A 25,533-nucleotide genomic window follows, 5' to 3' on the forward strand; every position below is an offset into this window, starting at 1 on the left:
GGGTGCGGGTCCAGGCTCGGAACGCGGAGGCGCCGCTGAGGGCGCCGTCCCGTGTGCCCACCCGTCCCGCCCTGCGGGACGATTGCCCACACGGGCAGCGGGGCGCGGGCCCACAAGGGGGGCGTACGGGCGAGCGGCCGGTCCCCGGGTGGGGCCGGCCGCTCGGGTGGGGTCAGGCCTCCGGCTGGGCCGCGGCCTTCTTCGTCGTCCGGCGACGAGGCGCCGCCTTCTTGGGCGCCTCGTCCGAAGCCGCCGCCTCGACCACCGCAGCCGCGGCCTTCTTGGTCGTGCGGCGCCGTGCCGGAGCCTTCGGCTCGGTCTTCGGCGCGGAGGCCTCGGGCGCCTCGGCGGCGACCGCCTTCTTCGTCGTGCGGCGACGGGGAGCCTTCGGGGCCTCCTCGGCGGAGACCGTTTCGGCGGCCGGCTGGGCCGCGGCCTTCTTCGTCGTCCGGCGACGCGTCGCGGCCTTCTTCGGGGCCTCCTCCACGACCGGCTCGACGACCGGCTCGGCGACCGGCGCGGCCACGATGATGACCTCGCCGGCGGACTCGGCGGACACCGGGGACCCGGCGGGGCGGCGGGCCGCACGCCGACGGCGCGGCGCGGGCTCCTCCGCGACGGGCGCGGGGGCAGGCTCGACGACCGGGGCCTCGGCCACCGGCGCCTCGGCGGTCACCGGCGAACCGGCGGGCCGGCGAGCCGTGCGGCGACGGCGCGGCGCGGGGACCTCGGCGACCGGGGTCTCGACGGCCGGGGTCTCGACGACGGCCTCGGCCACCGGGGCGGCGACGGTCTCGACGACCGGCTCCGCGACGGCCTTCTTGGCCGTGCGGCGGCGCGGCGCCTTCTTCGGCTCCTCGACGACCACCGGTGCGGCCTCGACGACGGGCGCCTCGACGGAACGCTTGGCCATCAGCGCGACCGCGGCGGTCTCGGGCGTCTGGAACGACACGGTCTCCTCGACCTGACGCACCACCCGGGCACGACGGCGGCGCGGGGCCGGAGCCGGCTCCGGGGCGACGGGGGTCCGCTCGACCGGGGCGGCGACCGGCTCGGCGGCCGGGCGGGCGACACGGGCACGGCGACGGGGGGCCTTCGGCTCCTCGACGACGGGCGCCTCGGCGACCGGGGCCTCGAAGACGGGCACCTCGACCGGAGCCTCGACGACAGGGGCGACAGGAGCGACCGGAGCCTCGACGGCCTGCGTCTCGACCGCCTGCGCGTCGACCTGGGCCGCCACCTGCGCGGTGACCCGCGTCCGCCGGCGGCGCCGCGGCGTGCGCGGGCCGGCCTCGGAGGGAGCCTCGTCCGCCGGGGTCTCGACGGCCGGGGCCGTCGTCGCCGGGGCGTCGCCGAGCTCGCTGCCGCCACGGGTGCGGCGACGCTGGCGCGGGGTCCGCGTGCGGGCCGGGCGCTCCTCGGTCTTCTCGGCGCGCTCGGCACCCTTCGGGGCACGGCCACGGCGGCCGCCGGGCTCGCCCAGGTCCTCCAGCTCCTCCGCGCCCAGACCCGCGCGGGTCCGCTCGGAGCGGGGCAGGATGCCCTTGGTGCCCGCCGGGATGTTCAGCTCCTCGTAGAGGTGCGGGGACGAGGAGTACGTCTCGACCGGCTCGTGGAAGTCGAGGCCGAGCGCCTTGTTGATGAGCTGCCAGCGCGGGATGTCGTCCCAGTCGACCAGCGTCACCGCCGTACCCTTCGCACCCGCGCGGCCGGTGCGGCCGACGCGGTGGAGGAAGGTCTTCTCGTCCTCCGGCGACTGGTAGTTGATGACGTGGGTGACGCCCTCGACGTCGATGCCGCGCGCGGCGACGTCCGTGCACACGAGCACGTCGACCTTGCCGTTGCGGAAGGCGCGCAGCGCCTGCTCGCGGGCGCCCTGGCCCAGGTCGCCGTGGACGGCGCCCGAGGCGAAGCCGCGCCGCTCCAGCTGCTCGGCGATGTCGGCCGCCGTGCGCTTCGTACGGCAGAAGATCATCGCCAGCCCGCGGCCCTCGGCCTGCAGGATGCGGGAGACCATCTCCGGCTTGTCCATGTTGTGCGCGCGGTAGACGTGCTGCTTGATGTTGGCGACGGTCGCGCCCTCACCGTCGGGCGAGGTGGCCCGGATGTGGGTGGGCTGCGACATGTAGCGGCGGGCGAGACCGATGACGGCGCCCGGCATGGTGGCCGAGAACAGCATGGTCTGGCGCTTCGCCGGAAGCATGTTCATGATCTTCTCGACGTCGGGCAGGAAGCCCAGGTCGAGCATCTCGTCGGCCTCGTCGAGGACGAGGACCTTCACGTGCGACAGGTCGAGCTTGCGCTGGCCGGCCAGGTCGAGGAGACGGCCGGGGGTGCCGACGACGACGTCGACGCCCTTCTGGAGCGCCTCGACCTGCGGCTCGTACGCCCGGCCGCCGTAGATGGCGAGCACGCGGACGTTGCGCACCTTGCCGGCGGTCAGCAGGTCGTTGGTGACCTGCTGGCACAGCTCGCGGGTGGGGACGACGACGAGCGCCTGCGGGGCGTCGGTCAGCTGCTCGGGCTTGGCCCGGCCCGCCTCGACGTCCGTCGGGACGGTGACGCGCTCCAGGATGGGGAGGCCGAAACCGAGGGTCTTGCCCGTGCCGGTCTTGGCCTGGCCGATGACGTCGGTGCCGGTGAGGGCGACCGGAAGGGTCATCTCCTGGATGGGGAAGGGGGTGACGATGCCGACGGCCTCCAGGGCCTCGGCCGTCTCGGGAAGGATTCCGAGTTCTCGGAAAGTCGTAGTCAGGGTGCTGCCTCTTCTGTGAGACGCGGCGCGAGGCGAACGAAGGGGGTCTCACCGTGCCGGGATCCTCCGGCGGGATCAGGGGAGATCACCGCCGGGTGGCACGGGACCACTGCCGTCGCTCGAGCGTCGTACCGCTGAGGGTGACCCTTCCGCGGGTCCGCCGGAAGGGCTGTCGGGCCGGAGCCGATCGGGCCACCGACCGGGCATCCTCATTCATGAGTCGGCCCACCGAATACGTCCGAACGTGCGAAAGCATGTCCGCATACTCAGCAGGCGCCTTATCACTGTACCCCGGATTCGCGCATGTGTGTTGGGAGAAATCGTGATGAGGGCACGGTCACACTGACTGACCAGGGCCTTCCCGGGCCGCGCGAGCGGGCTATTGTGCGCTCCATGGAGACGCCTGACAACGCCACACCCACCGGGATCGCCGCCAAGGACTGGGCGGAGGCTTCCGCCGAGCCGCAGTACCGCGCCGCTGTGATCGACCTCCTCGGCGCCCTCGCCTACGGAGAGCTCGCGGCCTTCGAGCGGCTCGCCGAGGACGCCAAGCTGGCGCCGACCCTCGCGGACAAGGCGGAGCTGGCGAAGATGGCCTCGGCCGAGTTCCACCACTTCGAGCGGCTGCGGGACCGCCTCGCGGCCGTCGACGCCGAGCCGACCTCGGCCATGGAGCCCTTCGCGAAGGCGCTCGACGACTTCCACCGCCTGACGGCGCCGTCGGACTGGCTCGAGGGCCTGGTCAAGGCGTACGTGGGCGACTCGATCGCCTCTGACTTCTACCGGGAGGTAGCGGCCCGCCTCGACTCCGACACGCGCGGGCTCGTCCTCGCGGTGCTGGACGACACGGGCCACGGCAACTTCGCCGTGGAGAAGGTCCGCGCGGCGATCGAGGCCGACCCGCGCGTCGGCGGCCGGCTCGCGCTCTGGGCGCGCCGTCTGATGGGCGAGGCGCTCTCGCAGGCCCAGCGCGTGGTCGCCGAGCGCGACGCGCTCTCGACGATGCTGGTCGGCGGCGTGGCGGACGGCTTCGACCTCGCGGAGGTCGGCCGGATGTTCTCCCGGATCACGGAGGCGCACACCAAGCGCATGGCAGCCCTGGGCCTCGCGGCCTGAGACCGGTACGGATGTCCGGGCACCGGCCGGGCGGCGGTTGAACCCCGGCCGGTCGGCTCAGACGGTGGCTGATCGGCGCAGGCGGCGGGAGCTCGGGCGGATCAGGAGCGAGAGCAGTACGGCCGCCACGGCCACGGCGCCGATCAGGGTGGCGAGGAAGTGGCCGGGGCCGAGCGCCCCGTGCGTCACCAGCGCGCCGAAGACACCGCCGAGGGTCCCGGTGACGAGGACGATCGCCCGGACGGGGAGGCGGTCGGGCAGCCGGAGCACGGCGGCCCAGGCCAGGGCGAAACCGAGCAGAGCGGAGCCGAGGGCTTCCAGGAACACGGCGGATCACCTCGCGAGGGGTGCGGGGCGGGTGTTGCGGTCAAGGGCGTCCTACCCCCGGCGTTCGGAACGCAATCCTCCCGTACCCCCTGACGTGGCCAAACGGGTATATGAAAGGCCCGGTGGACCGAAGTCCACCGGGCCTTTCCCGTCCGATCCGGGGCTCAGAGCGCGCCGAAACCCACGCGGCGCACGGCGGGCTCGCCGAGCTCCACGTACGCGATCTTCTCGGCCGGAACGAGGACCTTGCGGCCCTTCTCGTCAGCGAGGCTGAGCAGCTGTGCCTTGCCGGCCAGCGCGTCGGCCACCAGGCGCTCGACCTCCTCGGCGGACTGCCCGCTCTCCAGAACGATCTCCCGGGGTGCGTGCTGCACGCCGATCTTGACCTCCACGGCTATGTCCCTCCGAACGGTCGCCTTCGCGCGGACACCCGCGCCGTACGCTGCACACATTAGCCCGGTGAGGGGACCCGCACGGGTCAGCCGCCGCACGCCAGGAGCGAACAGCGTCCGGGAATGTTCAGTGACCCTCAGCGCTCAGCTGGCCGTCGACCGGGTGCAGCGGGAAGCCCGCGATGCCGCGCCAGGCCAGCGAGGTGAGCAGCCCGACCGCCTTGTCGCGGGGGATGCCGGAGCCGCTCGACAGCCAGTAGCGGGCGACGACCTGCGAGACCCCGCCGAGCCCCACGGCCAGCAGCATCGACTCGTCCTTCGACAGGCCGGTGTCCTCGGCGATCACATCGGAGATGGCCTCCGCGCACTGCAGGCTGACCCGGTCCACGCGCTCGCGTACGGCGGGCTCGTTGGTCAGATCGGACTCGAAGACGAGACGGAACGCGCCTCCCTCGTCCTCGACGTACGCGAAGTAGGCGTCCATCGTCGCCGCGACCCGGAGCTTGTTGTCCGTGGTGGAGGCCAGCGCCGTGCGCACCGCCAGCAGGAGGGACTCGCAGTGCTGGTCCAGCAGGGCGAGGTACAGCTCCAGCTTCCCGGGGAAGTGCTGGTAAAGCACCGGCTTGCTGACACCGGCCCGCTCGGCGATGTCGTCCATGGCGGCGGAGTGGTACCCCTGGGCGACGAAGACCTCCTGGGCCGCGCCGAGCAGCTGGTTCCGTCGGGCACGTCGCGGCAGGCGCGTGCCCCGAGGGCGTGCTGCCTCTGTCTGCTCGATGGCGCTCACGCGGCCTCCCAAAAATCGATCCATGCGCGCTGTCGCGCCGCGCCGCCATCGTACTTTTGGGTAACCCGGCTGTGCGCGGTGCGAACGCAGAATTTCACGGACCGGACGCCCAGGTCGACAGCCGATTCAAGATTAAACCGAACAAATCAGCGGGGAGTCGTCCGCTCAGCGGTAGTCGTCCTCGTCCAGGGCGACGACTCGCGCCTGTTCGGACGCGTCGGCCTCGTTCGCCGAGTCGCGCTCGAGATGGGTGGGCTGCTCGTCCTCGCGCTGCTGGAGTTCGGTGTGCTGCTCGGCAGCGTCGGCCTCCGGGATTTCCTGGTCCAGCACGTCGACCTCTTCCTCGGTGAATGTGTCCGGCTCGCTCGGATCGGCAGTCATGCGGTTCCTTCCGGGGTGCGGGTCGCGGTGCTCCCGATGGCCCTCTCTTCGAGCCTAGGAGCGAACGCGCCATGCCGCATACGCACCTGTGACCGCACCCACACACGACGGCGCGTGATCGTCTCGTAATATTGCGGCCATGTCCTCGACCGAGCTGCCGGAAACCCGGACCGCCGCCGCACCGACGACGTCGCGGACCCGCGCCGTACGGATCGCCGACGGCGAGGAGCTCCGCTCCGTCGCGCTGCCCGGACTCACCCTCACGGTGCGCGCCCGGCCCGGGAACCGCCCCGGTCTGCCGCCCGCGCTGTACGTGCACGGCCTCGGCGGCTCCTCGCAGAACTGGTCCGCCCTGATGCCGCTGCTCGCGGACCACGTCGACGGCGAGGCGGTCGACCTGCCCGGCTTCGGCGACTCCCCGCCGCCCGACGACGGCAACTACTCGGTCACCGGGCACGCCCGCGCCGTCATCCGGCTCCTCGACGCCGCCGGACGCGGACCGGTCCACCTCCTCGGCAACTCGATGGGCGGCGCCGTCGCCACCCGCGTCGCCGCCGTCCGGCCCGACCTGGTCCGCACCCTCACCCTCGTCTCGCCGGCCCTGCCGGAGCTGCGGGCCCAGCGCACGGCCTGGCCCACCGCGCTGCTCGCGGTGCCCGGCGTCGCCTCGTTCTTCGCGAGGCTCACCAAGGACTGGACGGCCGAGCAGCGCGTCAAGGGCGTCCTCTCCCTCTGTTACGGGGACCCCGGCCAGGTCACCGAGGAGGGCCTCCGGCACGCCGTCGAGGAGATGGAGCGGCGCCTGGAGCTCCCCTACTTCTGGGACGCCATGGCCCGCTCCTCGCGCGGCATCGTCGACGCGTACACCCTCGGCGGGCAGCACGGACTGTGGCGCCAGGCCGAACGGGTCCTCGCCCCGACGCTCCTCGTCTACGGTGGGCGCGACCGACTCGTCTCGTACCGGATGGCCCGCAAGGCGGCCGCCGCCTTCCGCGGCTCGCGCCTGCTGACCCTCCCCGAGGCGGGCCACGTGGCGATGATGGAGTACCCGGAGACGGTCGCCCAGGCCTTCCGGGACCTGATCGCCGAAGACGGCGGGAGCTGATCCGGGGCGTGGGACGACATAGCCGCAAGGGCGCCGCGCCCTCGGTGTCCGAGACCGGCCGACAGCCGGCGGCCGAACCGGCCCCCTCGGGCCCGCCGCCCGGCACGGGCCGCCGCCGCAGGGCCACACCCGGCCCCGCCCAGGCCGGACCGGCCCCCCAGGGGTACGGGACGCCGGCCCACGGCACGCCGATGTACGGGACGCCGCAGTACGACGGCGGGCCTGCGCAGGGCACCCCGGCGCACGGCACCCCGCAGTACGGGACGCCCGGCCAGGGGACCACTCCGCGGTACCGGACCCCCGGGGCACCTGCGCAGGGCACCCCTCAGTACCGGCCGTCCGCCCCCGGCACCCCCGCGCACGGGACTCCGCAGTACCGGCCGTCCGCCCCCGGCACCCCCGCGCACGGGACTCCGCAGTACCGGCCGTCCGCCCCCGGCACCCCCGCGCACGGCACTCCGCAGTACCGGCCGTCCGCCCCCGGTACTCCCGCCCACGGCACCCCCCAGTACCGCACCCCCGCCCCCGCCGACGGCTCCCTTGCCCACGCCACCCCCGGCACCCCCGCCCACGGCGTTCCCGTGCTCGGGGGGTCCGTGCGGGGTGGGCACCCGGAGCACGACGAGGGCTTCGGGCCGCGGCCCGCGCCCGTCGGGCCCCGGCACGGGGGAACCCGGACCGTCGCGCCCGAACAGGGCGAGGTCCAGGCGCCGTTCATCCCCGGGCCCCGTCATGAGGAGGAGGGGGACGGGACCGAGGCCGCCCCCGGGCGGAGCGGGGTCGGGCGTACCCTCACCGGCGTCGCGGCCGCCGCCGTCGCCACCGTGCTCGCGGTCGTCGTCGCCGGGCAGGTCGCCGACCGGGACGAGGCCCCGCCCGTCACCCGCGCCGCGGAGCCGACCGAGCGGCCCACGGACGACTCCGCGTCCCGTTCCGACGACCGGGCCGTCCCGTCGGAGCCGGCGCCGGCCGTCACCCCGCCGACGTACGAGCAGCTGATGACCCGCCAGTTCCCGATCGACCCGAAGCTGAAGGGCTCCGGGGACTTCGAAGCCGTGCCGGGCCTGGCGAAGGCGCCCGGCAAGGGGCGGCTGATCCGCTACCGGGTCGACGTCGAGAAGGGCATCGGTCTGGATCCGCAGCTGTTCGCCGACGCCGTGCAGAAGACCCTCAACGACAAGCGCAGCTGGGCCGGCCAGGGCGAGATGACCTTCGAGCGCATTTCCAGCGGCGAGCCGGAGTTCGTGATCACCCTCGCCAGTCCGGGCACCACCGGAGAGTGGTGCAAGAAGTCCGGGCTCGACACCACCGTCGACAACGTCTCCTGCGACTCGGCCTCCACCCAGCGCGTGATGATCAACGCGTTCCGCTGGGCGCAGGGCTCGGCGACCTTCGGTCCGAAGGCGATGTACGCCTATCGCCAGATGCTCATCAATCACGAGGTCGGACACCGGCTCGGGCACGGTCATGTGAGCTGTCGTACACCGGGCGCGCTCGCTCCGGTGATGCAGCAGCAGACGAAGTCCCTGGACATCGACGGGATCAAGTGCCGTCCCAACCCCTGGGTGTATCCGACGAGTTGACCCCCCCGTCCGGAGGGTGGCTGTCCGCATTCCGAGACGGTTGTCTCGGGATCGGGCGGATGCGCGTTGACATCGCTCACGCGTTCGTCCATATTTCTCGGCATGTCGCACCGTCACGCCGTTTCCGAAAGCGCCGCCCTTGAGCTGGCGCTGTTCGGCGTGACCGGACACACGGTCGCCGACATTCTCTGTAGCTGACGCAGCCCGAGCGCTCGTCGGCTTTCTGTTTTTCGCCGCGCCCGGGTACTTCGTTCCCGCAGGCGCCGTTCCCCCCTTTCGGGCCGATTCCCCGCGCCTGCGGAATTCTCCTTCCCTTTCCCGCAGTTCTCGCCGTTCCCCCGAGAGGTCTCTTTCCGATGCGCCATTCGTCCGTCATCTCCCGCCGCGTGGCAGCGGCCGCCGTCAGTGTCGTCCTGGCCTCGGGCGCCGCCGCCTGCGGTCCCGAGGACGCCGGCGCCAAGGGCGGAGCCTCCGGGAAGGCCGGCGGCGCCCCGCAGAAGGGCGGCACGCTGACCGTCCTCAACAACGAGGCCCAGAGCGACTTCGACCCGGCCCGCCTCTACACCTCCGGCGGCGGCAACGTCCCCTCCCTCGTCTTCCGCACGCTCACCACCCGCAACCGCGAGGCGGGCGCCGCCGGCACCCAGGTCGTCCCCGACCTCGCCACCGACACCGGCCGCCCCAACAAGGACGCCACCGAGTGGACGTACACGCTGAAGGAGGGCCTGAAGTTCGAGGACGGCACGGCCATCACCAGCGCCGACATCAAGTACGGCATCGAGCGCTCCTTCGCGGCCGAGCTCTCCGGCGGCGCGCCCTACCTGCGTGACTGGCTCGTCGGCGGCGACACCTACCAGGGCCCGTACAAGGACAAGAAGGGGCTGGCGTCCGTCGTGACCCCCGACGCGCGGACCATCGTCTTCAAGCTGAAGAAGCCCGAGGGCGAGTTCCCCTTCGTCGCCACCCAGACCCAGTTCGCCCCCGTCCCGAAGACCAAGGACGCCGGCGCCAAGTACGAGGAGCACCCCGTCTCCTCCGGCCCGTACAAGGTCGTCAAGAACGAGAACGACGGCGAGCACCTCGTCCTGGAGCGCAACGAGCACTGGGACCCCAGGACCGACGAGGAGCGCAAGGCCTACCCCGACAAGATCGACGTCAGGTCCGGGCTCGACGAGGCCGTCATCAACCAGCGGCTCGCCACCTCCTCCGGCGCCGACTCCGCCGCCGTCACCACCGACACCAACCTCGGCCCCGCCGAACTCGCCCAGATCGGCTCCGACAAGGCGCTCGCCGCCCGCGTCGGCACCGGCCACTTCGGCTTCACCAACTACATCGCCTTCAACCCGAAGGTGAAGCCCTTCGACAACCCGAAGGTCCGCCAGGCGATCTCGTACGCCGTCAACCGCACCAGCGTCGTCAACGCCGCCGGCGGCTCCGCGCTCGCCGAGCCCGCCACCACCTTCCTGCCCGAGCAGAAGGCCTTCGGCTTCACGGCGTACGACCACTTCCCGGCCGGCAAGACGGGCAACCCGGAGAAGGCCAAGGAGCTGCTCAAGGAGGCCGGTTACCCGAACGGGCTGACCGTCACCCTGCTGCACTCCACCGCGCAGAACCGCACCACGAGCCCCGAGATCGCCACCGCCGTCCAGGAGGCCCTCGGCAAGGCCGGCATCACCGTCAAGCTCGACGGACAGGAGCCCAACTCCTTCAACGAGAAGCGCTGGAGCGTCAAGGACGCCCCCGGCCTCTTCCTCTCCCGCTGGGGCGCCGACTGGCCGGCCGGCGGCCCGTTCCTCGCGCCGATCTTCGACGGACGGCAGATCGTCACCAACGGCTCCAACTACAACCACGCGCAGCTGAACGACCCGGCGGTCAACAAGGAGATCGACGAGATCAACAAGCTGACCGACCTCAAGGCCGCCGCCGACCGCTGGGGCGCCCTGGACAAGAAGATCGGCGAGCAGGCCCTGGACGTGCCGCTCTTCCACCCGGTCTACAAGCGGCTCGTCGGCAAGGACATCAAGAACGTCGTCATCAGCGACTGGACCGGCGTCCTCGACATCTCGCTGGTCGCGGTCAAGTGACCCCGACGACCGCGGCACCGGCGCCCGTGGCGGGCCTTCCCGCCACGGGCGCCGCCCGGCAGGTGTGGCGGAGGCTCCGCACCCGCCCCGCCGCCCTCGCAGCCTCCTCCGTCCTCGCCCTGCTCGTCCTGCTCGCCGTCGCCGCGCCGCTGCTCGCGGCCCTCTCCGGCCAGGACCCGCACACGTACCACGACGAGCTGGTGGACTCCGCACGCGGCGGCGTCCCGCACGGCTCCTTCGGCGGGATCAGCGCCGACCACTGGCTCGGCGTCGAACCCGGCACCGGCCGCGACCTGTTCGTCCGGCTCCTGTACGGCGCCCGCATCTCGCTGCTCGTCGCCATCGGCGCCACCGTCGTCCAGGTCCTCGTCGGACTGCTCGTCGGCCTCGCCGCCGGACTCGGCAACCGCTGGGTCGACGGGGCCCTCGGCCGGATCACCGACGTCTTCCTCGCGCTGCCGTTCCTCGTGCTCGCCATCGCGCTCACCGCCGTCGTGCCCCGCGACTTCCCCCGCCCGCTGCTGCTGATCCTGGTCATCGGGCTGCTCGGCTGGGCCGGCACCTCCCGGATCGTGCGCGCCCAGACCCTCACCCTCAAGGGCCTGGACTTCGTCGCCGCCTCCCGGCTCACCGGCTCGGGACGGTGGCGGACCGCCCGGCGCGAACTGCTGCCCTCGCTCGCCGCGCCCGTCATCACGTACGCGGCGATCCTCGTCCCCACCAACATCGTGTTCGAGGCCTCGCTCTCCTTCCTCGGCGTGGGCGTCACCCCGCCCACCCCGTCCTGGGGGCAGATGCTGTCCACCGCGCAGACCTGGTTCCGGGCCGACCCGGCGTACGTGCTGCTCCCGGCCGGACTGCTCTTCACGACCGTGCTCGCCTTCACCGTCCTCGGCGACGCCGTCCGCACCGCCCTCGACCCGCGCGAGGCCGGCCGGCTCGGCGTGGGCACGCGAAAGGAGACCTCCCGATGACCCGCTACGTCCTGAAGCGGCTCGCGGGCGCCGTGTTCGTCCTCCTCGCGCTCTCCGTCCTGGTCTACGCGCTGTTCTACGTCGCGCCCGGCGACCCGGCCCGGCTCGCCTGCGGCGAACGCTGCAACCCGCAGCAGATCGCCCAGGTCCGTGAACAACTCGGCCTGAACCAGAGTGTGTTCGCCCAGTACCTGCACTTCCTGCAGGGCGTCGTCGCCGGCCGCGACTACTCCACCGGCACCGGAGTCCTGCACTGCGACGCGCCCTGCCTCGGCCTCTCGTACCAGACCGACCAGCAGGTCACCGAACTCATCCTGGACCGGCTGCCCGCCACCGCCTCGCTCGCCCTCGGCGCCATGGTGATCTGGCTCGTCGTCGGCATCGGCACCGGACTGCTCTCCGCGCTCCGGCGCGGCGGACTCACCGAGCGGACCCTCACCGTCCTCACCCTCGCCGGCACCGGCACGCCCGTCTTCATCCTGGGCCTGCTGCTGCTCATGGCGGTCTGCGCCTACCTCCAGTGGCTGCCCTTCCCGACGTACGTGCCGCTCGGCGAGGACCCCGAGCAGTGGGCCTGGAACATGCTGCTGCCCTGGCTCACCCTCGGCTTCTTCGAATCCGCCAAGTATGCCCGGCTCACCCGTAGCTCCACCCTGGAGACGCTCGCCGAGGACCACATCCGCACCTTCCGCGCGTACGGGGTGGGGGAGCGGTCCGTCGTCACCCGCCACGCGCTGCGCGGCGCCGTGCCGCCGGTCATCGCGCTCAGCGCCATCGACCTCGGCACCATGTTCGGCGGGGCCGTGCTGACCGAGTCGCTCTTCGGCATCCCCGGCCTCGGCAAGACCCTCATCGACGGCGTCCGCCACATCGACCTGCCGATCGTCGTCGGCATCGTGCTCCTCACCGGAGTCGCCGTGGTCCTCGCGAACGTCGTCGCCGACCTCCTCTACGCCCTCGCCGACCGAAGGGTCGCCCTGACATGACGCTCCGCACCACCACTCCGCTCGTGGAGGTCGACGGCCTCACCGTCGAGTTCGACGGCGGCGCCCGGGCCGTCGACGGACTCTCCTTCACCCTCGCCGAGGGCCGCGCGCTCGCCCTCGTCGGCGAGTCCGGCAGCGGCAAGTCCACCGTCGCAGGCGCCCTCCTCGGCCTCCACCGGGGCACCGGAGCGCGGGTCGGCGGCACCGTGCGGGTCGACGGCATCGACGTCGCCGCCGCCACCCCCGCCGAGCTTCGGCGGCTGCGCGGCGGGGTCGCCGCCATGGTCTTCCAGGACCCGCTGTCCGCCCTCGACCCCTACTACGCCGTCGGCGACCAGATCGCCGAGGTGTACCGGATCCACCATCCGGTATCCGGAAAGGCCGCCCGGGCCCGCGCCGTCGAGGTCCTCGACCGGGTCGGCATCCCCGACGCGGCCCGCCGCTCCCGCTCCCGCCCCCACGAGTTCAGCGGCGGCATGCGCCAGCGCGCCCTCCTCGCCATGGCCCTCGCCTGCGAGCCGCGACTCCTCGTCGCCGACGAACCCACCACCGCCCTCGACGTCACCGTCCAGGCCCAGATCCTCGACCTGCTGCACGAGCTGCGGCGCGAGACCGGCACCGCGCTGCTCCTCGTCACCCACGACGTCGGCGTAGCCGCCGAGAGCGTCGACGAGGTGCTGGTCATGCGCGGCGGACGCGAGGTCGAGCGCGGACCCGTCGGCGAGGTGCTCGGCGCGCCCACGGCGCCGTACACCCGCAGCCTGCTCTCCGCCGTGCCCCGGCTCGACGGCCCGGAACGGACCCCCGCCGAGAAGGGCGAGGTCCTGCTCGAAGCGGTCGGCCTGCGGCGGGAGTTCGGGCGGGGCAAGAGCGCCGTGACCGCCGTCGACGGGGTCTCCCTCACCGTCCGCGCCGGCGAGACCCTCGGCGTCGTCGGCGAGTCCGGCAGCGGCAAGACCACCCTCGGCCGGATGCTCGTCCGGCTCCTCGACCCCACCGGCGGCGAACTCCGGTACGGCGGCCGGGAGATCGGCGCCCTGCCCGACCGGGAGCTGCGCCCGTACCGCCGCGAGCTCCAGATGGTCTTCCAGGACCCGGTCGCCTCCCTCAACCCGCGCCGCTCCGTCGGCGAGTCGATCGCCGACCCGCTGCGCGTGGCGGGGGAGCGGGACGAGACCCGGATCCGGGGCCGGGTGCGCGAACTGCTCGACCGGGTGGGGCTCGACCCCGACCGGTACGAGGCCTATCCGCACGAGTTCAGCGGCGGCCAGCGCCAGCGCGTCGGCATCGCCCGCGCGCTGGCCGCCGAACCCCGGATCGTCGTCTGCGACGAACCCGTCTCCGCCCTCGACGTCACCACCCAGGCCCAGGTGACCGCGCTGCTCGCCGAGCTCCAGGCCGAACTGGGCCTCGGACTGGTCTTCATCGCCCACGACCTCGCGGTCGTCCGGCAGGTCAGCGACCGGGTCGCCGTCATGCGCGGGGGCCGGGTCGTCGAACAGGGCACCGTCGCCGAGGTGTACGGCGCGCCCCAGGATCCGTACACCCGCCGGCTGCTCGCCGCCGTCCCCTCGCTCGACCCCGTCCTCGCGGCGGAGCGCCGGGAACGCCGCCAGGAGCTGGCCGCCGCCTGACGCTCCGTGACCTTTCCACCGCGTAGCGCGACAGAACGCGACCGTGGTGGGAAAGTTACGTGCATTCACCCCTTCCGGTGGTGCGACGGACAACCGTCCGTCGCACCACCGGTGTCTCCGCTTACGTTCTTCCCGCTGTGAGTCACCGGAGCCGCCGGTGACCGCCGTCAAGGGAGATCGGGGGTGCACACGTGCGGATCGGACTGCTCACGGACGGTGGCTACCCGTACGCCACGGGTGAGTCCGGACGGTGGTGCGAACGGCTCGTCCGCGGGCTCGGACAGCACCGCTTCGACCTCTACGCCCTCGCCCGCACCGACACCCCGCCGCCGCCCCTGCCGTCGAACGCGCGCGTGGTCCGCACCACCGACCCCGGCGGAGCCGACACCGCCCCGGCCGGCTGCGGGCACCGCGCCTCCCGCCGGGCCTACGGACGCCACGAGCGGCGCCGCTTCACCGAGGCCTACCACCGGCTCGCCACCGGACTCTGCGCCGAGGGCGACGCGAGTTCCCCCGCCGAGGAGGGGGCGACCGCCTTCGCCGAAGGGCTCTACGCCCTCGCCGAACTCGCCCGCCAGCGCGGCGGACTGCCCGGTGCCCTCCGCTCCGACGACGCCGTCCGCGCCCTGGAGGCCGCCTGCCGTGCGCCCGGCGCACGCCGGGGCGCGGCCGCCGCCGGACTCCGCGACCACCTCGCCTTCGCCGAACACCTGGAGCGGGCCCTGCGCCCCCTCTCCCTCGACTGGTACGGCGACGACGCGCTCGGCGCGGCCGACCTCTGCCACGCCGCCGCCGGAGGCACCACCGCCCTTCCCGGGCTGCTGGCCAAACGCTTCTTCGGCACCCCGCTGCTCGTCACCGAGTACGGGGTCCCGCTCCGCGCCCACTACCTCTCCGCGGCCGGCGCCGAGCACTCCGCCCCCCTCCGCGCCCTGCTCGCGGCCCTCCACGGCCGGCTCGCCGGCGAGATCTACCGGCAGGCCGCCCTCCTCACCCCCGGCAACGCCCACGCCCGCCGCTGGCAGGAGAAGTCCGGCGCCGACCGGGCCCGCATCCGCACCGTCCACCCCGGCATGGCAGCCGAACGCTTCGCCGAGGTCGGCGAGGACGAGGAGAGCGGCGACCCCGCCACCCTCGTCTGGGTCGGCCGCGTCGAACCCGCCAAGGACCTCATCGGCCTCCTCCACGCCTTCGCCGAGATCCGCGCCCGGCAGCCCGACGCCCGCCTCCGGATCGTCGCCGTGCCCGTCCGAGAACCCGGCGCCGGCGCCTACCTCACGTACTGCAAGGGGCTCGCGGCCCAGCTCTTCCCCGACGAGGCCCCCGGAGCGCACGCCGTCGGCGAGAACCCCGTCACCTTCGAGGAGCTCGGCGGCCCGGAGGCGCCCACCCTGGAGGACACGTACGCCTCGGGCGCGCTCGTCGTCATGTCGAGCCTCGTCGAGGGCTTCCCCGCGAGCCTGGTCGAGGCGATGTTCTGCGCCCGGGCCACCGTCTCCACCGACGTCGGCGCCGTCGTCGAGATCATCGGCGGCACCGGCCTCGTCGTCCCCCCGCGCAACCCCCGGGCGCTCGCCGACGCCTGCCTCGCGCTGCTCCGCGACCCCGAGCGCCGCTTCCGGCTCGGCGCGGCCGCCCGGGCCCGCGCGCTCGAACTCTTCACGGTCGAACAGAACCTCGCCGCGTTCCGCGGCATCTACCTCGAACTCCTCTCCCACGCGCCGGTGCGCCACCGCCCCGGGGACGGCGTCCCCTTCGCCCACCCGGCCGAGGCCCATGTGCCGGGCAGCTGGGCGCACAAGGCCGTGACCGCGGGGACAGGAGCCCCCGATGCCTGAAGGAGGCACACCCATGCGCGGCTCCGCCGCCCCGACGAGCCCCGGAGCCTGGGACGCCCGCTCCGAAGCCCTCCTCGGCACCCCGGCCCTCACCGCCGCCGGCAGCCTGGACCTGCGCGCGCCCGCCCCCGAGGACGACGCCGCCCCCTCCGGGATAGCCCCGGTCCCGGCAGAGACCACGCCGAGACCCGCACGACCGGCCACGGCCCGGCCCGCCCCGGAGCCGGGTCCGGAGTCCCCGGACGCGCGCCGCGCACCGGCGGGCGGGCCCGATGCCGTGCCGGAAGCCGTGTCCGGGCGGCGGCCCGCCGACCACGGCGGCTCCCCGGTGCGGGGTGCAGCGTGGCGTGCGGAGCCGGAGACCGCCCCGGCGGGCCCGCCGCCCGCCGCCCCCCGCCCCCGCCGCGGGAACGCCGACCCCGTCAAGGTGCTCATGCACCGGCACCGGGAGCTCTGCGAGCGGGCCGTCGACCCCCTGGAGATCGCCGCAGGACTCGAAGCGCAGGGCTTCACCGACCGGACCGCCGCACGCTTCCGGCACCGGGACGTGTTCTCGCTCGCCGAAGAGCTGTACGCGCGCGTGCCCCGCGGCCAGGAGAAGCCCGCGCCCCTCGCGGAGCCGGAGCCGGCCCGTGCGCCCTGGGCGCTCGCCGTCCTCGCCCCCGGCGGGGTCGCCGGGCTCACCGGACTCGGCCTCGCCCTCACCTACGGGCCCGTGCGGCTCGCCGTCGGGGCCGCCGGGGCACTCGCCCTCGGCGCCGCCCTGGTGCTCGCCGTGCGCCGGGGCCCCTTCCGTGCGCCCGACGGAGGGACCGTCCCCGCCGCCCGGCTCTGGACCCTCTGGCTGCTGGCCTACGCGGCCGGCGGCGACGGACTCCTGGAGGAGGTCCTCAGTGGCGGCCCCGACGGGGCCTGGGCCCTCGACCCCGCGCCGCTCCTGGGCCTCGCCCTCGCCGTCGCCCCCGCCGCCTGGGGCGCCCACCTCTTCGCCCGCCGCGCCCGCCGCCGCCTCGCCGACAGCCGCGGCCTCGCCGACTTCGCCGCCGCCACCCGGCCGCTGCTCCTCGGCACCGTGACCCTCCAACTCCTCGCCCTCACCGCCCTGCTCACCCTCACCGGGTTCAGCCCCGGAGCCCTCGCCCTCGGGGCGCTCCTGCTGCTCGCCCGGCTCCTCACCGTCCACGGCTCCGCCGAGACGGCCGCCGCCGCCCTCGCCGCCGCCACCGCCGGCGAGGCCCTCGCCCTCGCGAGCGTCCTCGCCGCCCGCGTCCCCGTCCCCGGCTTCGACGCGCTCGCCGCCCCGGTGCGCGCCCTCGTCGAGACCTGGGGACCCGAGGCCGTACCCACCCTCGTCTGCGGCGCCGCCGCGCTCGGCCTGCTGGCCCACGCGACCGGCACCCTCACCCGGGCATCGGCCCACGCCGCCCGGTGACCGCCAGCCCCGGTCTCGGTGACCAGAGCAACCCCCAGCCGCCGAGCCGCCCGTGAAGAACCCCTCCACACCCGCGGAGCCGACGCCGCGGGCGTGCCCCGCCACCTCTCTCATCACCCCGCAAGGAGAACGAAGACCATGACCCCTCCACCCCAGGCACCGGCCGGTCGGCACTCAGGGGCCGCACGATGAGGGTGCTACTGCTCGGAGCCAACGGGTTCATCGGCCGTTTCGTCGCCGACCGGCTGCTCGCCGACCCGGCCGTCCACCTGACCGCGCTCGGCCGGGGCGACGACGCCGACGTGCGCTTCGACCTCGCCTCGGGCAGCCCCGGCGCGCTCACCCGATTCCTGGACGCCGTCCACCCCGGGGTCGTCGTCAACTGCGCCGGAGCCACCCGCGGCGGCGCCCGCGAGCTGACCCGGCACAACACCGTCGCCGTCGCCACCGTCTGCGAGGCCCTGCGCCGCAGCGGCTGCGGGGCCCGGCTCGTCCAGGTCGGCTGCGCCTCGGAGTACGGGCCGAGCCAGCCCGGCTCCTCCACGGCCGAGGACGCGATCCCGCGCCCCGGCGGACCGTACGGGGTGTCCAAGCTCGCCGCGACCGAACTCGTCCTCGGCTCCGGGCTCGACGCCGTCGTCCTGCGGGTCTTCTCCCCGGTCGGCCCCGGCACGCCCGCCGGCTCCCCGCTGGGCCGCCTCGCCGAGGCGATGCGCCGCGCGATGCAGGCCGGGGACGGCGAGCTCAAGCTCAGCGGTCTCGGCGTGCAGCGGGACTTCGTCGACGTACGGGACGTGGCGCGGGCCGTCCACGCCGCCTCCCTCTCCGCCGCCCAGGGCGTCGTCAACATCGGCACCGGGCGCGCGGTCCGGCTCAGGGACGCCGCCGCCGTCCTCGCCCGGGTCGCGGGCTACGCGGGCAACCTGCACGAGCTGGACGGCCCGCACGGCATCCCGCAGCGCCCGATGATCGGCGCCCCCCGCACCGAGGGGACCATCGCCGACCAGCTGGGCTCCGCCCCGTACCCGTACCCCGACGGCTGCGGGCCCTGGCAGCAGGCCGACGTCCGCACCGCCCGCGACCGGCTCGGCTGGCGGCCCCGGATCAACCTGGAGGAGTCCCTCGCCGACATCTGGATGGAGGCGGCGTGTCGCATCTGACGACGACCACGGCCACCGGCGCGGTCCAGGCGCTCGGCTTCGGCGTCCCCGGCTACGCCCATCCGCTGCTCGCGCCCGTCGAGTGGGCCGAGCTGACCCGCCCCGGGACCCCGCTGCACTGGGCCGTGCTCAACGTGGCGGACGGCCCCGGCAGCCGCCCCGACCCGCACTGCCTGGAGGCGGCCGGGAAGCTGCGGAACGCCGGGGTGAAGGTCCTCGGACACCTGGACCTCGCGTACGGCTCCCGCCCGCTCGGGGAGCTCGTCTCCGAGGCCCACCGCTTCCTCGACTGGTACAAGGTCGACGGCTTCTACCTGGACCGCGCCCCCGCCGACCGGGCCGACCTGGCAGGGACGCGGCGGCTCACCGCCACCCTGGAGACCGTGCTGGGCGGCGAGGCCCACCTCGTCCTCGGTCACGGCACCCACCCGCACCCGGGGTACGCCGAGGCCGCCGACCAGCTGGTGACCTTCGCCGGCTCCTGGGTGGACTACCGCTGGTCGCAGGTGGCGGAGTGGACCGCCGAGTACACGGAGGCGAAGTTCGTCCACCTCGTCCACGGCGTGCCGCGCACGCACCTGGACGAGGCCCTGCGGATCGCCCGCTGGCAGGGGGCGGGGACGATCTTCTTCACCGACCGCGCGGGGGGTCCGGGACAATCCACCGCATTCCACTCGCTGCCCGGCTACTGGGACGAAATCGTCTCGCGGATCGGAATGGGTGTCTCGGAATGAGAAGGGGCGTGGCAGTGTTACGGGGAGAACAACCGTACTCATCCCGACCAGCTGTATTGATGAGGTCTCCGTGACGCTGCCACCCCTGGTCGAGCCGGCCACCGAGCTCACCGTAGACGAGGTCCGCAGGTACTCCCGCCACCTGATCATCCCGGACGTCGGGATGGACGGGCAGAAGCGCCTGAAGAACGCCAAGGTGCTGTGTGTCGGCGCCGGCGGCCTCGGCTCCCCGGCGCTGATGTACCTGGCCGCCGCCGGCGTGGGCACGCTCGGCATCGTGGAGTTCGACGAGGTCGACGAGTCGAACCTCCAGCGCCAGATCATCCACAGCCAGTCCGACATCGGCCGCTCCAAGGCCGAGTCGGCCAAGGACTCGGTCCTCGGCATCAACCCGTACGTGAACGTGATCCTGCACGAAGAGCGGCTCGAGGCCGACAACGTGATGGACATCTTCAGCCAGTACGACCTGATCGTCGACGGCACGGACAACTTCGCCACGCGCTACCTCGTCAACGACGCGTGCGTGCTGCTGAACAAGCCGTACGTGTGGGGCTCGATCTACCGCTTCGACGGCCAGGCCTCCGTCTTCTGGTCCGAGTACGGCCCCTGCTACCGCTGCCTCTACCCGGAGCCCCCGCCGCCGGGCATGGTCCCGTCCTGCGCCGAGGGCGGCGTCCTCGGCGTGCTCTGCGCGTCGATCGGCTCCATCCAGGTCACCGAGGCCATCAAGGTCCTGGCCGGCGTCGGCGACCCGCTGGTCGGCCGCCTGATGATCTACGACGCCCTGGAGATGCAGTACCGCCAGGTGAAGGTCCGCAAGGACCCCAACTGCGCGGTCTGCGGCGAGAACCCGACCGTCACCGAGCTCATCGACTACGAGGCCTTCTGCGGCGTCGTGTCCGAGGAGGCCCAGGAGGCGGCGCTCGGCTCCACGATCACTCCGAAGCAGCTCAAGGAGTGGATCGACGCGGACGAGAAGATCGACATCATCGACGTCCGTGAGCCGAACGAGTACGAGATCGTCTCGATCCCGGGCGCGCGGCTGATCCCGAAGAACGAGTTCCTGATGGGCAACGCCCTCCAGGACCTCCCGCAGGACCGGCGGATCGTCCTGCACTGCAAGACGGGTGTCCGCAGTGCGGAAGTCCTCGCGGTGCTCAAGTCCGCGGGCTTCGCGGACGCGGTCCACGTCGGCGGCGGCGTGATCGGCTGGGTCCACCAGATCGAGCCCGAGAAGCCGGTCTACTGAGACGCGAGCAGGCAAGGCCCCGGACCCGAGGTCCGGGGCCTTCCCGTTTCCGTCCTCACTTGCAGACCGTGCCCGAGGCCGGGACCTTGCCGTCGAGCAGGTACTGGTCCACGGCCCTCTTCACGCACGCGCTCCCGCCGTTGTAGGCGCCGTGGCCCTCGCCCTCGTACGTCAGCTCCACGCCGACGCCCTTGCCGAGCGCGTTCACCATCGCCCGCGCCCCCTCGTACGGGGTGGCCGGGTCGCCGGTGTTCCCGACGACGAGGATCGGCGCCGAGCCCGGCGCCGAGACGTCCGGGTGCTCCCAGATCCCGGGCACCGGCCACTGCGAGCAGCCCGCCAGCGCCCAGCCCATGAAGTCGCCGAAGACGGGGGAGGCCTCGCGGAACTGGGGCAGCCGCTCCTTGGCCTGCCCCAGGGTGTAGCGCTCCTTGAAGTCCACGCAGTTGATGGCGGCGTTCGCGGCCTGGATGTTGCTGTACGAGCCGTTCTCGCCGCGCCCGTTCATCGAGTCCGACAGCGAGAGGAGCAGCGCCCCGTCGCCGCCGTCGGCCGCGTCGAGCCCCTGCTCCAGATACGGCCAGAACTCCTTCGAGTACAGGGACTGCACGATGCCGTTGGTGGCCTGCGTCTGGGTCAGCTTGCGGGAGCCGATGCCGGGGATGGGCTCCTTGTCGAGGGCGGTGAGGAGGTCGGTGATGCCCGCCTCGATCTCGGAGACGCTGCTGCCGGGCAGGGTGCACTCGTCGGCCCGGTCCACACAGTCCTGGGCGAAGTTGTCCAGGGCGAGCTGGAAGCCCTTGGCCTGGCCGATCGCGCCGTCCTCGACGCCCGCGTCCGGGTCGACGACCGCGTCGAAGACGGCCCTGCCGACGTTCTCGGGGAACATGTGGGCGTAGACGCCGCCGAGTTCGGTGCCGTACGAGATGCCGAAGTAGTGCAGCTTCTCGTCGCCGAGGACCTGGCGCATCAGGTCCAGGTCCCGGGCGGCGTTCTCGGTGCCGACGTGCGGCAGGGCCGCGCCCGCGTCGCGCTCGCAGCCCTGCGCGTAGCGCTTCTGGGCGTCCGACAGCGTCCGCTCCTCCGCGGTGTCGTCGGGCATGAAGTCCAGGGCGTAGTAGGCGTCGAGCTCCTTGTCGGTGGCGCACTCGACGGGGTCGCTGCGGCCGACCCCGCGCGGGTCGAAGGAGACCAGGTCGTAGCGGCCGCGCAGGGACTCGTAGTCGTCGGCGAAACCGGGCAGGCCGGTGATGCCGGAGCCGCCGGGCCCGCCGAAGTTGAAGATCAGCGAACCGATCCGCCGGGCGCTGTCACGGGCCCTGGCGCGGATGAGGGCCAGCTCGATGGTCTCGCCCTCCGGCGCCGACCAGTCGAGCGGGGTCTGGAGGAAGGAGCACTCCCAGACGGTGCCGCCGGGCAGCGGGGAGGGCGGGGCGCCGCCGCCCTCGGCGGCGGACGGCGCCGGGCACGGCGCCCAGGACAGCTTCTGCGCGGTCAGCCCCGAGAGCCCGGCCGTGCCGGTCGGCTTCACCGGGTCCGCCGACTCGCCGCCCGCGTCCGAGCAGCCGGCGGCGAGCAGCACGGTGGTGGCGGTCAGCAGAGCGGCGCGCTGGGCGGCGGAGATCGGCATAGGCCCATCGTGGTCCGCCGCCCGGGCCCCCGCGCGGGACGGGGGGCCAAGCGGGTGGCGTACTCGGGGTCCTACAGGGCTTCCCGCTTGGTCAGCCAGTTGAAGCAGATCCACCCCGGCAGCACCGGGAGCCACAGGGTCAGCAGGCGGTACAGGAGCACCGCCGGCGTCGCGACCTCGAGGGGCAGGCCCACCGCCACCAGACCGACGGTGAGCGCGCCCTCGACCGCGCCGACACCGCCCGGCGTCGGCGCGGCCGAACCGAGCGCGTTGCCCGCGAGGAAGACGACGGCCACGCTCGCGTAGCTGATCGACTGGTGGCCGTGCCCGAAGGCCCGGATGGAGGCGTCGAGGCAGAGCACGAACACGCCGGTGAGGAGCAGCATCCCGCTGATGCCCGTCGCCAGTTTCACGGGCCGCTGGAGCACGTCCAGCATGCGCGGCACGACACCGGCGAACAGCGAGCGCAGCCGCGTCGAGACGAACTTGCGCATGAACGGGATCGCCGTCACCACCAGGACGAGCACCGCGACCGTCAGGAGTCCCGCGATGACCGTCCTCGACGGGGTGAAGGACTGCGACTTCTCGGTGCCCGTCAGATACCCGAAGGAGAGCAGCAGCAGGATGTGTGCCCCCAGCTGGAAGAGCTGCGAGGCGCCGACGCTCGCGACCGCGAGGCCGGGGCGCACTCCCGAGCGCTGGAGGAAGCGGGTGTTCAGCGCGACGCCGCCGACCGCCGCGGGGGCGACGATCTTCACGAAGGAGCCGGCGACCTGCGCCGCCACCGTCCGCCAGAACCCGACCCGCTCGGGCACGAAGCCGAGCAGGGCCATCGCCGCCGCCACGTAGCTGAGCGCCGAGAACAGCACCGCGGCCGACACCCAGCGCCAGTCCGCCTCGCTGACCGTCGACAGCGGCGTACGGGCGATCTGCGAGAGCAGGAAGTACGCGGCGACCGCGCCCGCGATCAGGCTGACCAGGGTCCGCGGCTTGATCCGCTCCAGACGGACCGGCTCCACCGGGGCCTGCGGGCGGATCAGCAGCACCTGCTGCCGGATCTGCGCGAGCAGGTCCTCCTCGCGCGCCTCGTCGAGGGCGGTGTCGAGGGCCCGCTTCTCGGCCTTCCTGTCCGCCTTCTTCTCGGCCTTCGTCTCGGCCCGCAGGGCCGTCTTGTCCGCCGCCTCGGCCTTGGCGAGCTCCCGCTCGTGCTTGGCCGCCTCCGAGGCCGCGAGCACGGCCTCCCGCTCCCGCGCGGACCGCTCCCGCGCCAGCTTCCGCAGCGTCGCGCGCGTGGAGCGGCTCAGCGCGATGGGCTGGAGCAGCGGCAGACAGTCGGCGACGGCGTCCGGGCCGAGCACCTCGACGGCCGCGGCGACCGCCCGCTCCGCGCCCACCCGCAGACCGAGGGTGGTGAGCAGCTGGGCGACGTCCATCCGCAGCACCAGGTCGCCGGCCGCGATCTCGCCGCCCCGCAGATCCGTGAGGATCACCCTGCCGGAACGATCCACCAGGATGGCGTCCCCGGTGAGCCGGCGGTGCGCGATCCGGCGCGACTGCAGCGCCCGGACCTGCCTCCAGGCGCTCAGGACCAGCTCGTCCGTGATCTCGGCGTCGTCGAGCGAGTCCAGACTCCGGCCGCCGATGTGCTCGTACACGAGCATCACCGCGTCCGGGCCGAGCTCCGAGGTGGCGATCAGCTTCGGCGCGTTCGCCCCGGCGGCGATCGCCGCGTACGCGAGGAGCGCCTCCTGCTCCAGGGCCTGGCGCAGCGAGACGATCGAGCGGCGGGTGGTGATCGCCCGCAGGGTGATCCGCCGCCAGGCGCGGTAGAAGAAGCCGTGCGCCTGCTGCTCCCGGTCGACGACGGTGACGTCGAGCGGCCGCCCTTCCTCCAGGGTCACGATGTACCGGCGGCCCCGGTCCCCGCTGTCGGCCGCGTCCGGCACGCCCTCGGCGCGCAGCGCGGTCACGGGCCGGAAGCCGACCCGGCGCAGGCCGGCGAGGAGGGTCTGCCCGGTGGGCCGGACGTTCGGCGAGCCGACGGCGTAGAGCGTGCCGTACGCGACCGTCCAGCCGATCAGTACGGTCAGGATGATCGAGAGGGCCGTGGTGTAGCCGGCCACCAGCATCGTGAACGCGTCCAGCAGCAGCACCACCCAGAGCGACACCCGCCAGCGGGGTCTGCGGGCCATGCCGACGGCGGTCATGTACGCGATGACCGGCGCGAGGTAGTTGTGCACCGGGTCCGTGAGCCCGCCGCCGGACTGCGGCTGGGTCAGCGCGTCCTGGATGGTGCCGGGCGCGGCCTGGGCGACCCAGAGGTCGGTGGCGAGGGTGACGCCGTGCGCCAGGACGGCGGCGAGGACGCCGTCGGCGATCCGCAGCCCGTCGCGTTTGATCAGCCGCTCGATGGCGAAGGCGACCGGTACGAGCAGGACGGCGATGGAGGAGACGAGACCGGCGATCTTGACGAACACGTCCGGGGTGCCGGTCGCGCCCTTGTTGATGTCCTGCTCGAGACCCGAGGTCGTGGCGTGGGCGAAGGCGGCGACGGCGATGACGAGCCCGATGGCGAGCAGGCCGACGAGCAGCCGCATCAGGTCGGAGGGCCGGTGCACACGGGCGGCGAGCAGCGGCTCGTCGCCGGAGACCTTCTCGGGCACGTCGGGCTGAGCCCCCTCAGGAGGCTTCGTGTCCATCACCATGTCCGTCTCTGCATGCGCGTCTTGTCGATCTTGTTCGTGTTCTTGTACTTGTCGCTCTTGATCTCGTATCACCAGTCACCGCCCGGACGATGGTGGCACGAAGAGCCGCCGGGCGGAGGCATCAGGGCCATGTCGGTGCGGTGAGGCAGGATGGGGCGGATGAGCATGGAGGAGCCTGTGGGGGAGACCGCCGGGAAGCCCGTCGGGGAGACCGGAGAGCTGCCCGAGTACGCGGAGCGGGTGCTCGACGTGGCCGACGCGATCCCTCCCGGCCGCGTCATGACCTACGGCGACGTGGCCGAATGGCTCGGCGAGGGCGGACCCCGCCAGGTCGGCCGTGTGATGGCACTGTACGGCGGGACCGCCCCCTGGTGGCGAGTGGTCCGCGCCGACGGCACGCTGCTCCCGGGCCACGAGCCGAGGGCCCTCGCCCACTACCGCGAGGAGGGCACCCCGCTGCGTACGGCGGGGGCGGCGGCCGAGGGGCACGTACCGAGGATCGACATGCGGCGGGCGCGCTGGGACGGCGGTGCGGGCGAGGGGCCGGCGATCGGCGGGGACGCCGGTCGGGACGCCGGTCGAGGTGCCGGAACTCACACCTGAGGGAGGAGCCCCGGTCATCCAGGCCGGGGCCCCGGCCGGGACGGGTCCGCGGGGGTGG

General features: G+C 73.6%; 21 protein-coding genes. 14 read left to right on the forward strand and 7 right to left on the reverse strand.

The genetic code is table 11. The features are described 5' to 3' along the window. Positions 1–172: 172 nt before the first annotated feature. Positions 173–2,662 carry a DEAD/DEAH box helicase gene (locus tag ABT041_RS35940; RefSeq protein ID WP_351192582.1) on the reverse strand — a complete coding sequence of 830 codons (2,490 nt, stop codon included), beginning with the start codon at positions 2,660–2,662 and terminating at the stop codon, positions 173–175. A 486-nt stretch (positions 2,663–3,148) separates the two neighbouring features. Here ABT041_RS35940 and ABT041_RS35945 point away from each other — a divergent pair, with 486 nt between their 5' ends. Beyond that, positions 3,149–3,871 (forward strand): ferritin-like fold-containing protein, encoded by a 723-nt coding sequence (locus tag ABT041_RS35945; protein WP_351192584.1) that lies wholly within the window; start codon positions 3,149–3,151, stop codon positions 3,869–3,871. A gap of 57 nt (positions 3,872–3,928) precedes the next feature. Here ABT041_RS35945 and ABT041_RS35950 read toward each other — a convergent pair whose 3' ends face one another. From ABT041_RS35950 to ABT041_RS35965, 4 genes are all read right to left on the reverse strand, one after another. Beyond that, positions 3,929–4,198, reverse strand: a complete 270-nt coding sequence (locus ABT041_RS35950) for a hypothetical protein (RefSeq protein WP_351192586.1) — start codon at positions 4,196–4,198, stop codon at positions 3,929–3,931. Between the two features lie 164 nt (positions 4,199–4,362). After that, on the reverse strand, positions 4,363–4,590 hold the full coding sequence (locus tag ABT041_RS35955) for a DUF3107 domain-containing protein (RefSeq protein ID WP_351192588.1): 228 nt from the start codon (positions 4,588–4,590) through the stop codon (positions 4,363–4,365). Between the two features lie 127 nt (positions 4,591–4,717). Continuing rightward, complete coding sequence (locus ABT041_RS35960; protein ID WP_041131117.1) at positions 4,718–5,377, reverse strand: TetR/AcrR family transcriptional regulator; 660 nt, start codon at positions 5,375–5,377, stop codon at positions 4,718–4,720. A 165-nt stretch (positions 5,378–5,542) separates the two neighbouring features. Continuing rightward, positions 5,543–5,758, reverse strand: coding sequence for an Rv3202a family protein (locus ABT041_RS35965; protein WP_351192590.1), 216 nt, complete (start codon positions 5,756–5,758; stop codon positions 5,543–5,545). A 139-nt stretch (positions 5,759–5,897) separates the two neighbouring features. Here ABT041_RS35965 and ABT041_RS35970 point away from each other — a divergent pair, with 139 nt between their 5' ends. The 12 genes from ABT041_RS35970 (at position 5,898) to moeZ (ending at position 20,537) form a co-directional block, all read left to right on the forward strand. Beyond that, on the forward strand, positions 5,898–6,863 hold the full coding sequence (locus ABT041_RS35970; RefSeq protein ID WP_351192593.1) for an alpha/beta fold hydrolase: 966 nt from the start codon (positions 5,898–5,900) through the stop codon (positions 6,861–6,863). An 8-nt stretch (positions 6,864–6,871) separates the two neighbouring features. After that, positions 6,872–8,446, forward strand: a complete 1,575-nt coding sequence (locus tag ABT041_RS35975; protein ID WP_351192595.1) for a DUF3152 domain-containing protein — start codon at positions 6,872–6,874, stop codon at positions 8,444–8,446. Between the two features lie 102 nt (positions 8,447–8,548). Beyond that, the gene (locus ABT041_RS35980) at positions 8,549–8,644 is read left to right on the forward strand and encodes an Ms4533A family Cys-rich leader peptide (RefSeq protein WP_351192598.1); all 96 of its coding nucleotides are present in this window, start codon (positions 8,549–8,551) and stop codon (positions 8,642–8,644) included. 158 nt (positions 8,645–8,802) lie between these two features. Continuing rightward, positions 8,803–10,530 (forward strand): ABC transporter substrate-binding protein, encoded by a 1,728-nt coding sequence (locus ABT041_RS35985; protein WP_351192600.1) that lies wholly within the window; start codon positions 8,803–8,805, stop codon positions 10,528–10,530. Then, complete coding sequence (locus ABT041_RS35990) at positions 10,527–11,504, forward strand: ABC transporter permease (protein WP_351192603.1); 978 nt, start codon at positions 10,527–10,529, stop codon at positions 11,502–11,504. Before ABT041_RS35985 ends, ABT041_RS35990 begins: the two co-directional genes overlap by 4 nt. Continuing rightward, positions 11,501–12,490, forward strand: a complete 990-nt coding sequence (locus tag ABT041_RS35995) for an ABC transporter permease (RefSeq protein WP_351192605.1) — start codon at positions 11,501–11,503, stop codon at positions 12,488–12,490. Before ABT041_RS35990 ends, ABT041_RS35995 begins: the two co-directional genes overlap by 4 nt. After that, positions 12,487–14,124: an ABC transporter ATP-binding protein gene (locus ABT041_RS36000; RefSeq protein WP_351192608.1), complete on the forward strand. Its 1,638-nt coding sequence runs from the start codon at positions 12,487–12,489 to the stop codon at positions 14,122–14,124. Before ABT041_RS35995 ends, ABT041_RS36000 begins: the two co-directional genes overlap by 4 nt. A gap of 191 nt (positions 14,125–14,315) precedes the next feature. Next, positions 14,316–15,962, forward strand: coding sequence for a glycosyltransferase (locus ABT041_RS36005; RefSeq protein WP_351192611.1), 1,647 nt, complete (start codon positions 14,316–14,318; stop codon positions 15,960–15,962). A 13-nt stretch (positions 15,963–15,975) separates the two neighbouring features. After that, the gene (locus tag ABT041_RS36010) at positions 15,976–17,394 is read left to right on the forward strand and encodes a hypothetical protein (RefSeq protein ID WP_351192613.1); all 1,419 of its coding nucleotides are present in this window, start codon (positions 15,976–15,978) and stop codon (positions 17,392–17,394) included. Positions 17,395–17,582: 188 nt separating this feature from the next. Beyond that, positions 17,583–18,554, forward strand: a complete 972-nt coding sequence (locus tag ABT041_RS36015; protein WP_351192615.1) for an NAD-dependent epimerase/dehydratase family protein — start codon at positions 17,583–17,585, stop codon at positions 18,552–18,554. Further along, the gene (locus ABT041_RS36020) at positions 18,542–19,288 is read left to right on the forward strand and encodes a spherulation-specific family 4 protein (RefSeq protein WP_351192618.1); all 747 of its coding nucleotides are present in this window, start codon (positions 18,542–18,544) and stop codon (positions 19,286–19,288) included. The genes ABT041_RS36015 and ABT041_RS36020 overlap by 13 nt, the downstream gene beginning before the upstream one ends. 70 nt (positions 19,289–19,358) lie before the next feature. Further along, positions 19,359–20,537 carry an adenylyltransferase/sulfurtransferase MoeZ gene (gene moeZ / locus ABT041_RS36025; RefSeq protein ID WP_351192621.1) on the forward strand — a complete coding sequence of 393 codons (1,179 nt, stop codon included), beginning with the start codon at positions 19,359–19,361 and terminating at the stop codon, positions 20,535–20,537. Positions 20,538–20,592: 55 nt separating this feature from the next. Here the strand turns inward: moeZ and ABT041_RS36030 are convergent, their stop codons facing one another. Beyond that, entirely contained in the window at positions 20,593–22,167 is a 1,575-nt protein-coding gene (locus ABT041_RS36030; protein ID WP_351192624.1) for an alpha/beta hydrolase, read from the reverse strand. A 71-nt stretch (positions 22,168–22,238) separates the two neighbouring features. After that, the gene (locus ABT041_RS36035; protein ID WP_351192627.1) at positions 22,239–24,872 is read right to left on the reverse strand and encodes a lysylphosphatidylglycerol synthase domain-containing protein; all 2,634 of its coding nucleotides are present in this window, start codon (positions 24,870–24,872) and stop codon (positions 22,239–22,241) included. Between the two features lie 159 nt (positions 24,873–25,031). Here ABT041_RS36035 and ABT041_RS36040 point away from each other — a divergent pair, with 159 nt between their 5' ends. Further along, entirely contained in the window at positions 25,032–25,475 is a 444-nt protein-coding gene (locus tag ABT041_RS36040) for an MGMT family protein (RefSeq protein ID WP_351192629.1), read from the forward strand. Positions 25,476–25,533 lie beyond the last annotated feature (58 nt).

The organism is Streptomyces sp. NPDC002825 (assembly GCF_040295385.1).
GTDB lineage: Bacteria > Actinomycetota > Actinomycetes > Streptomycetales > Streptomycetaceae > Streptomyces.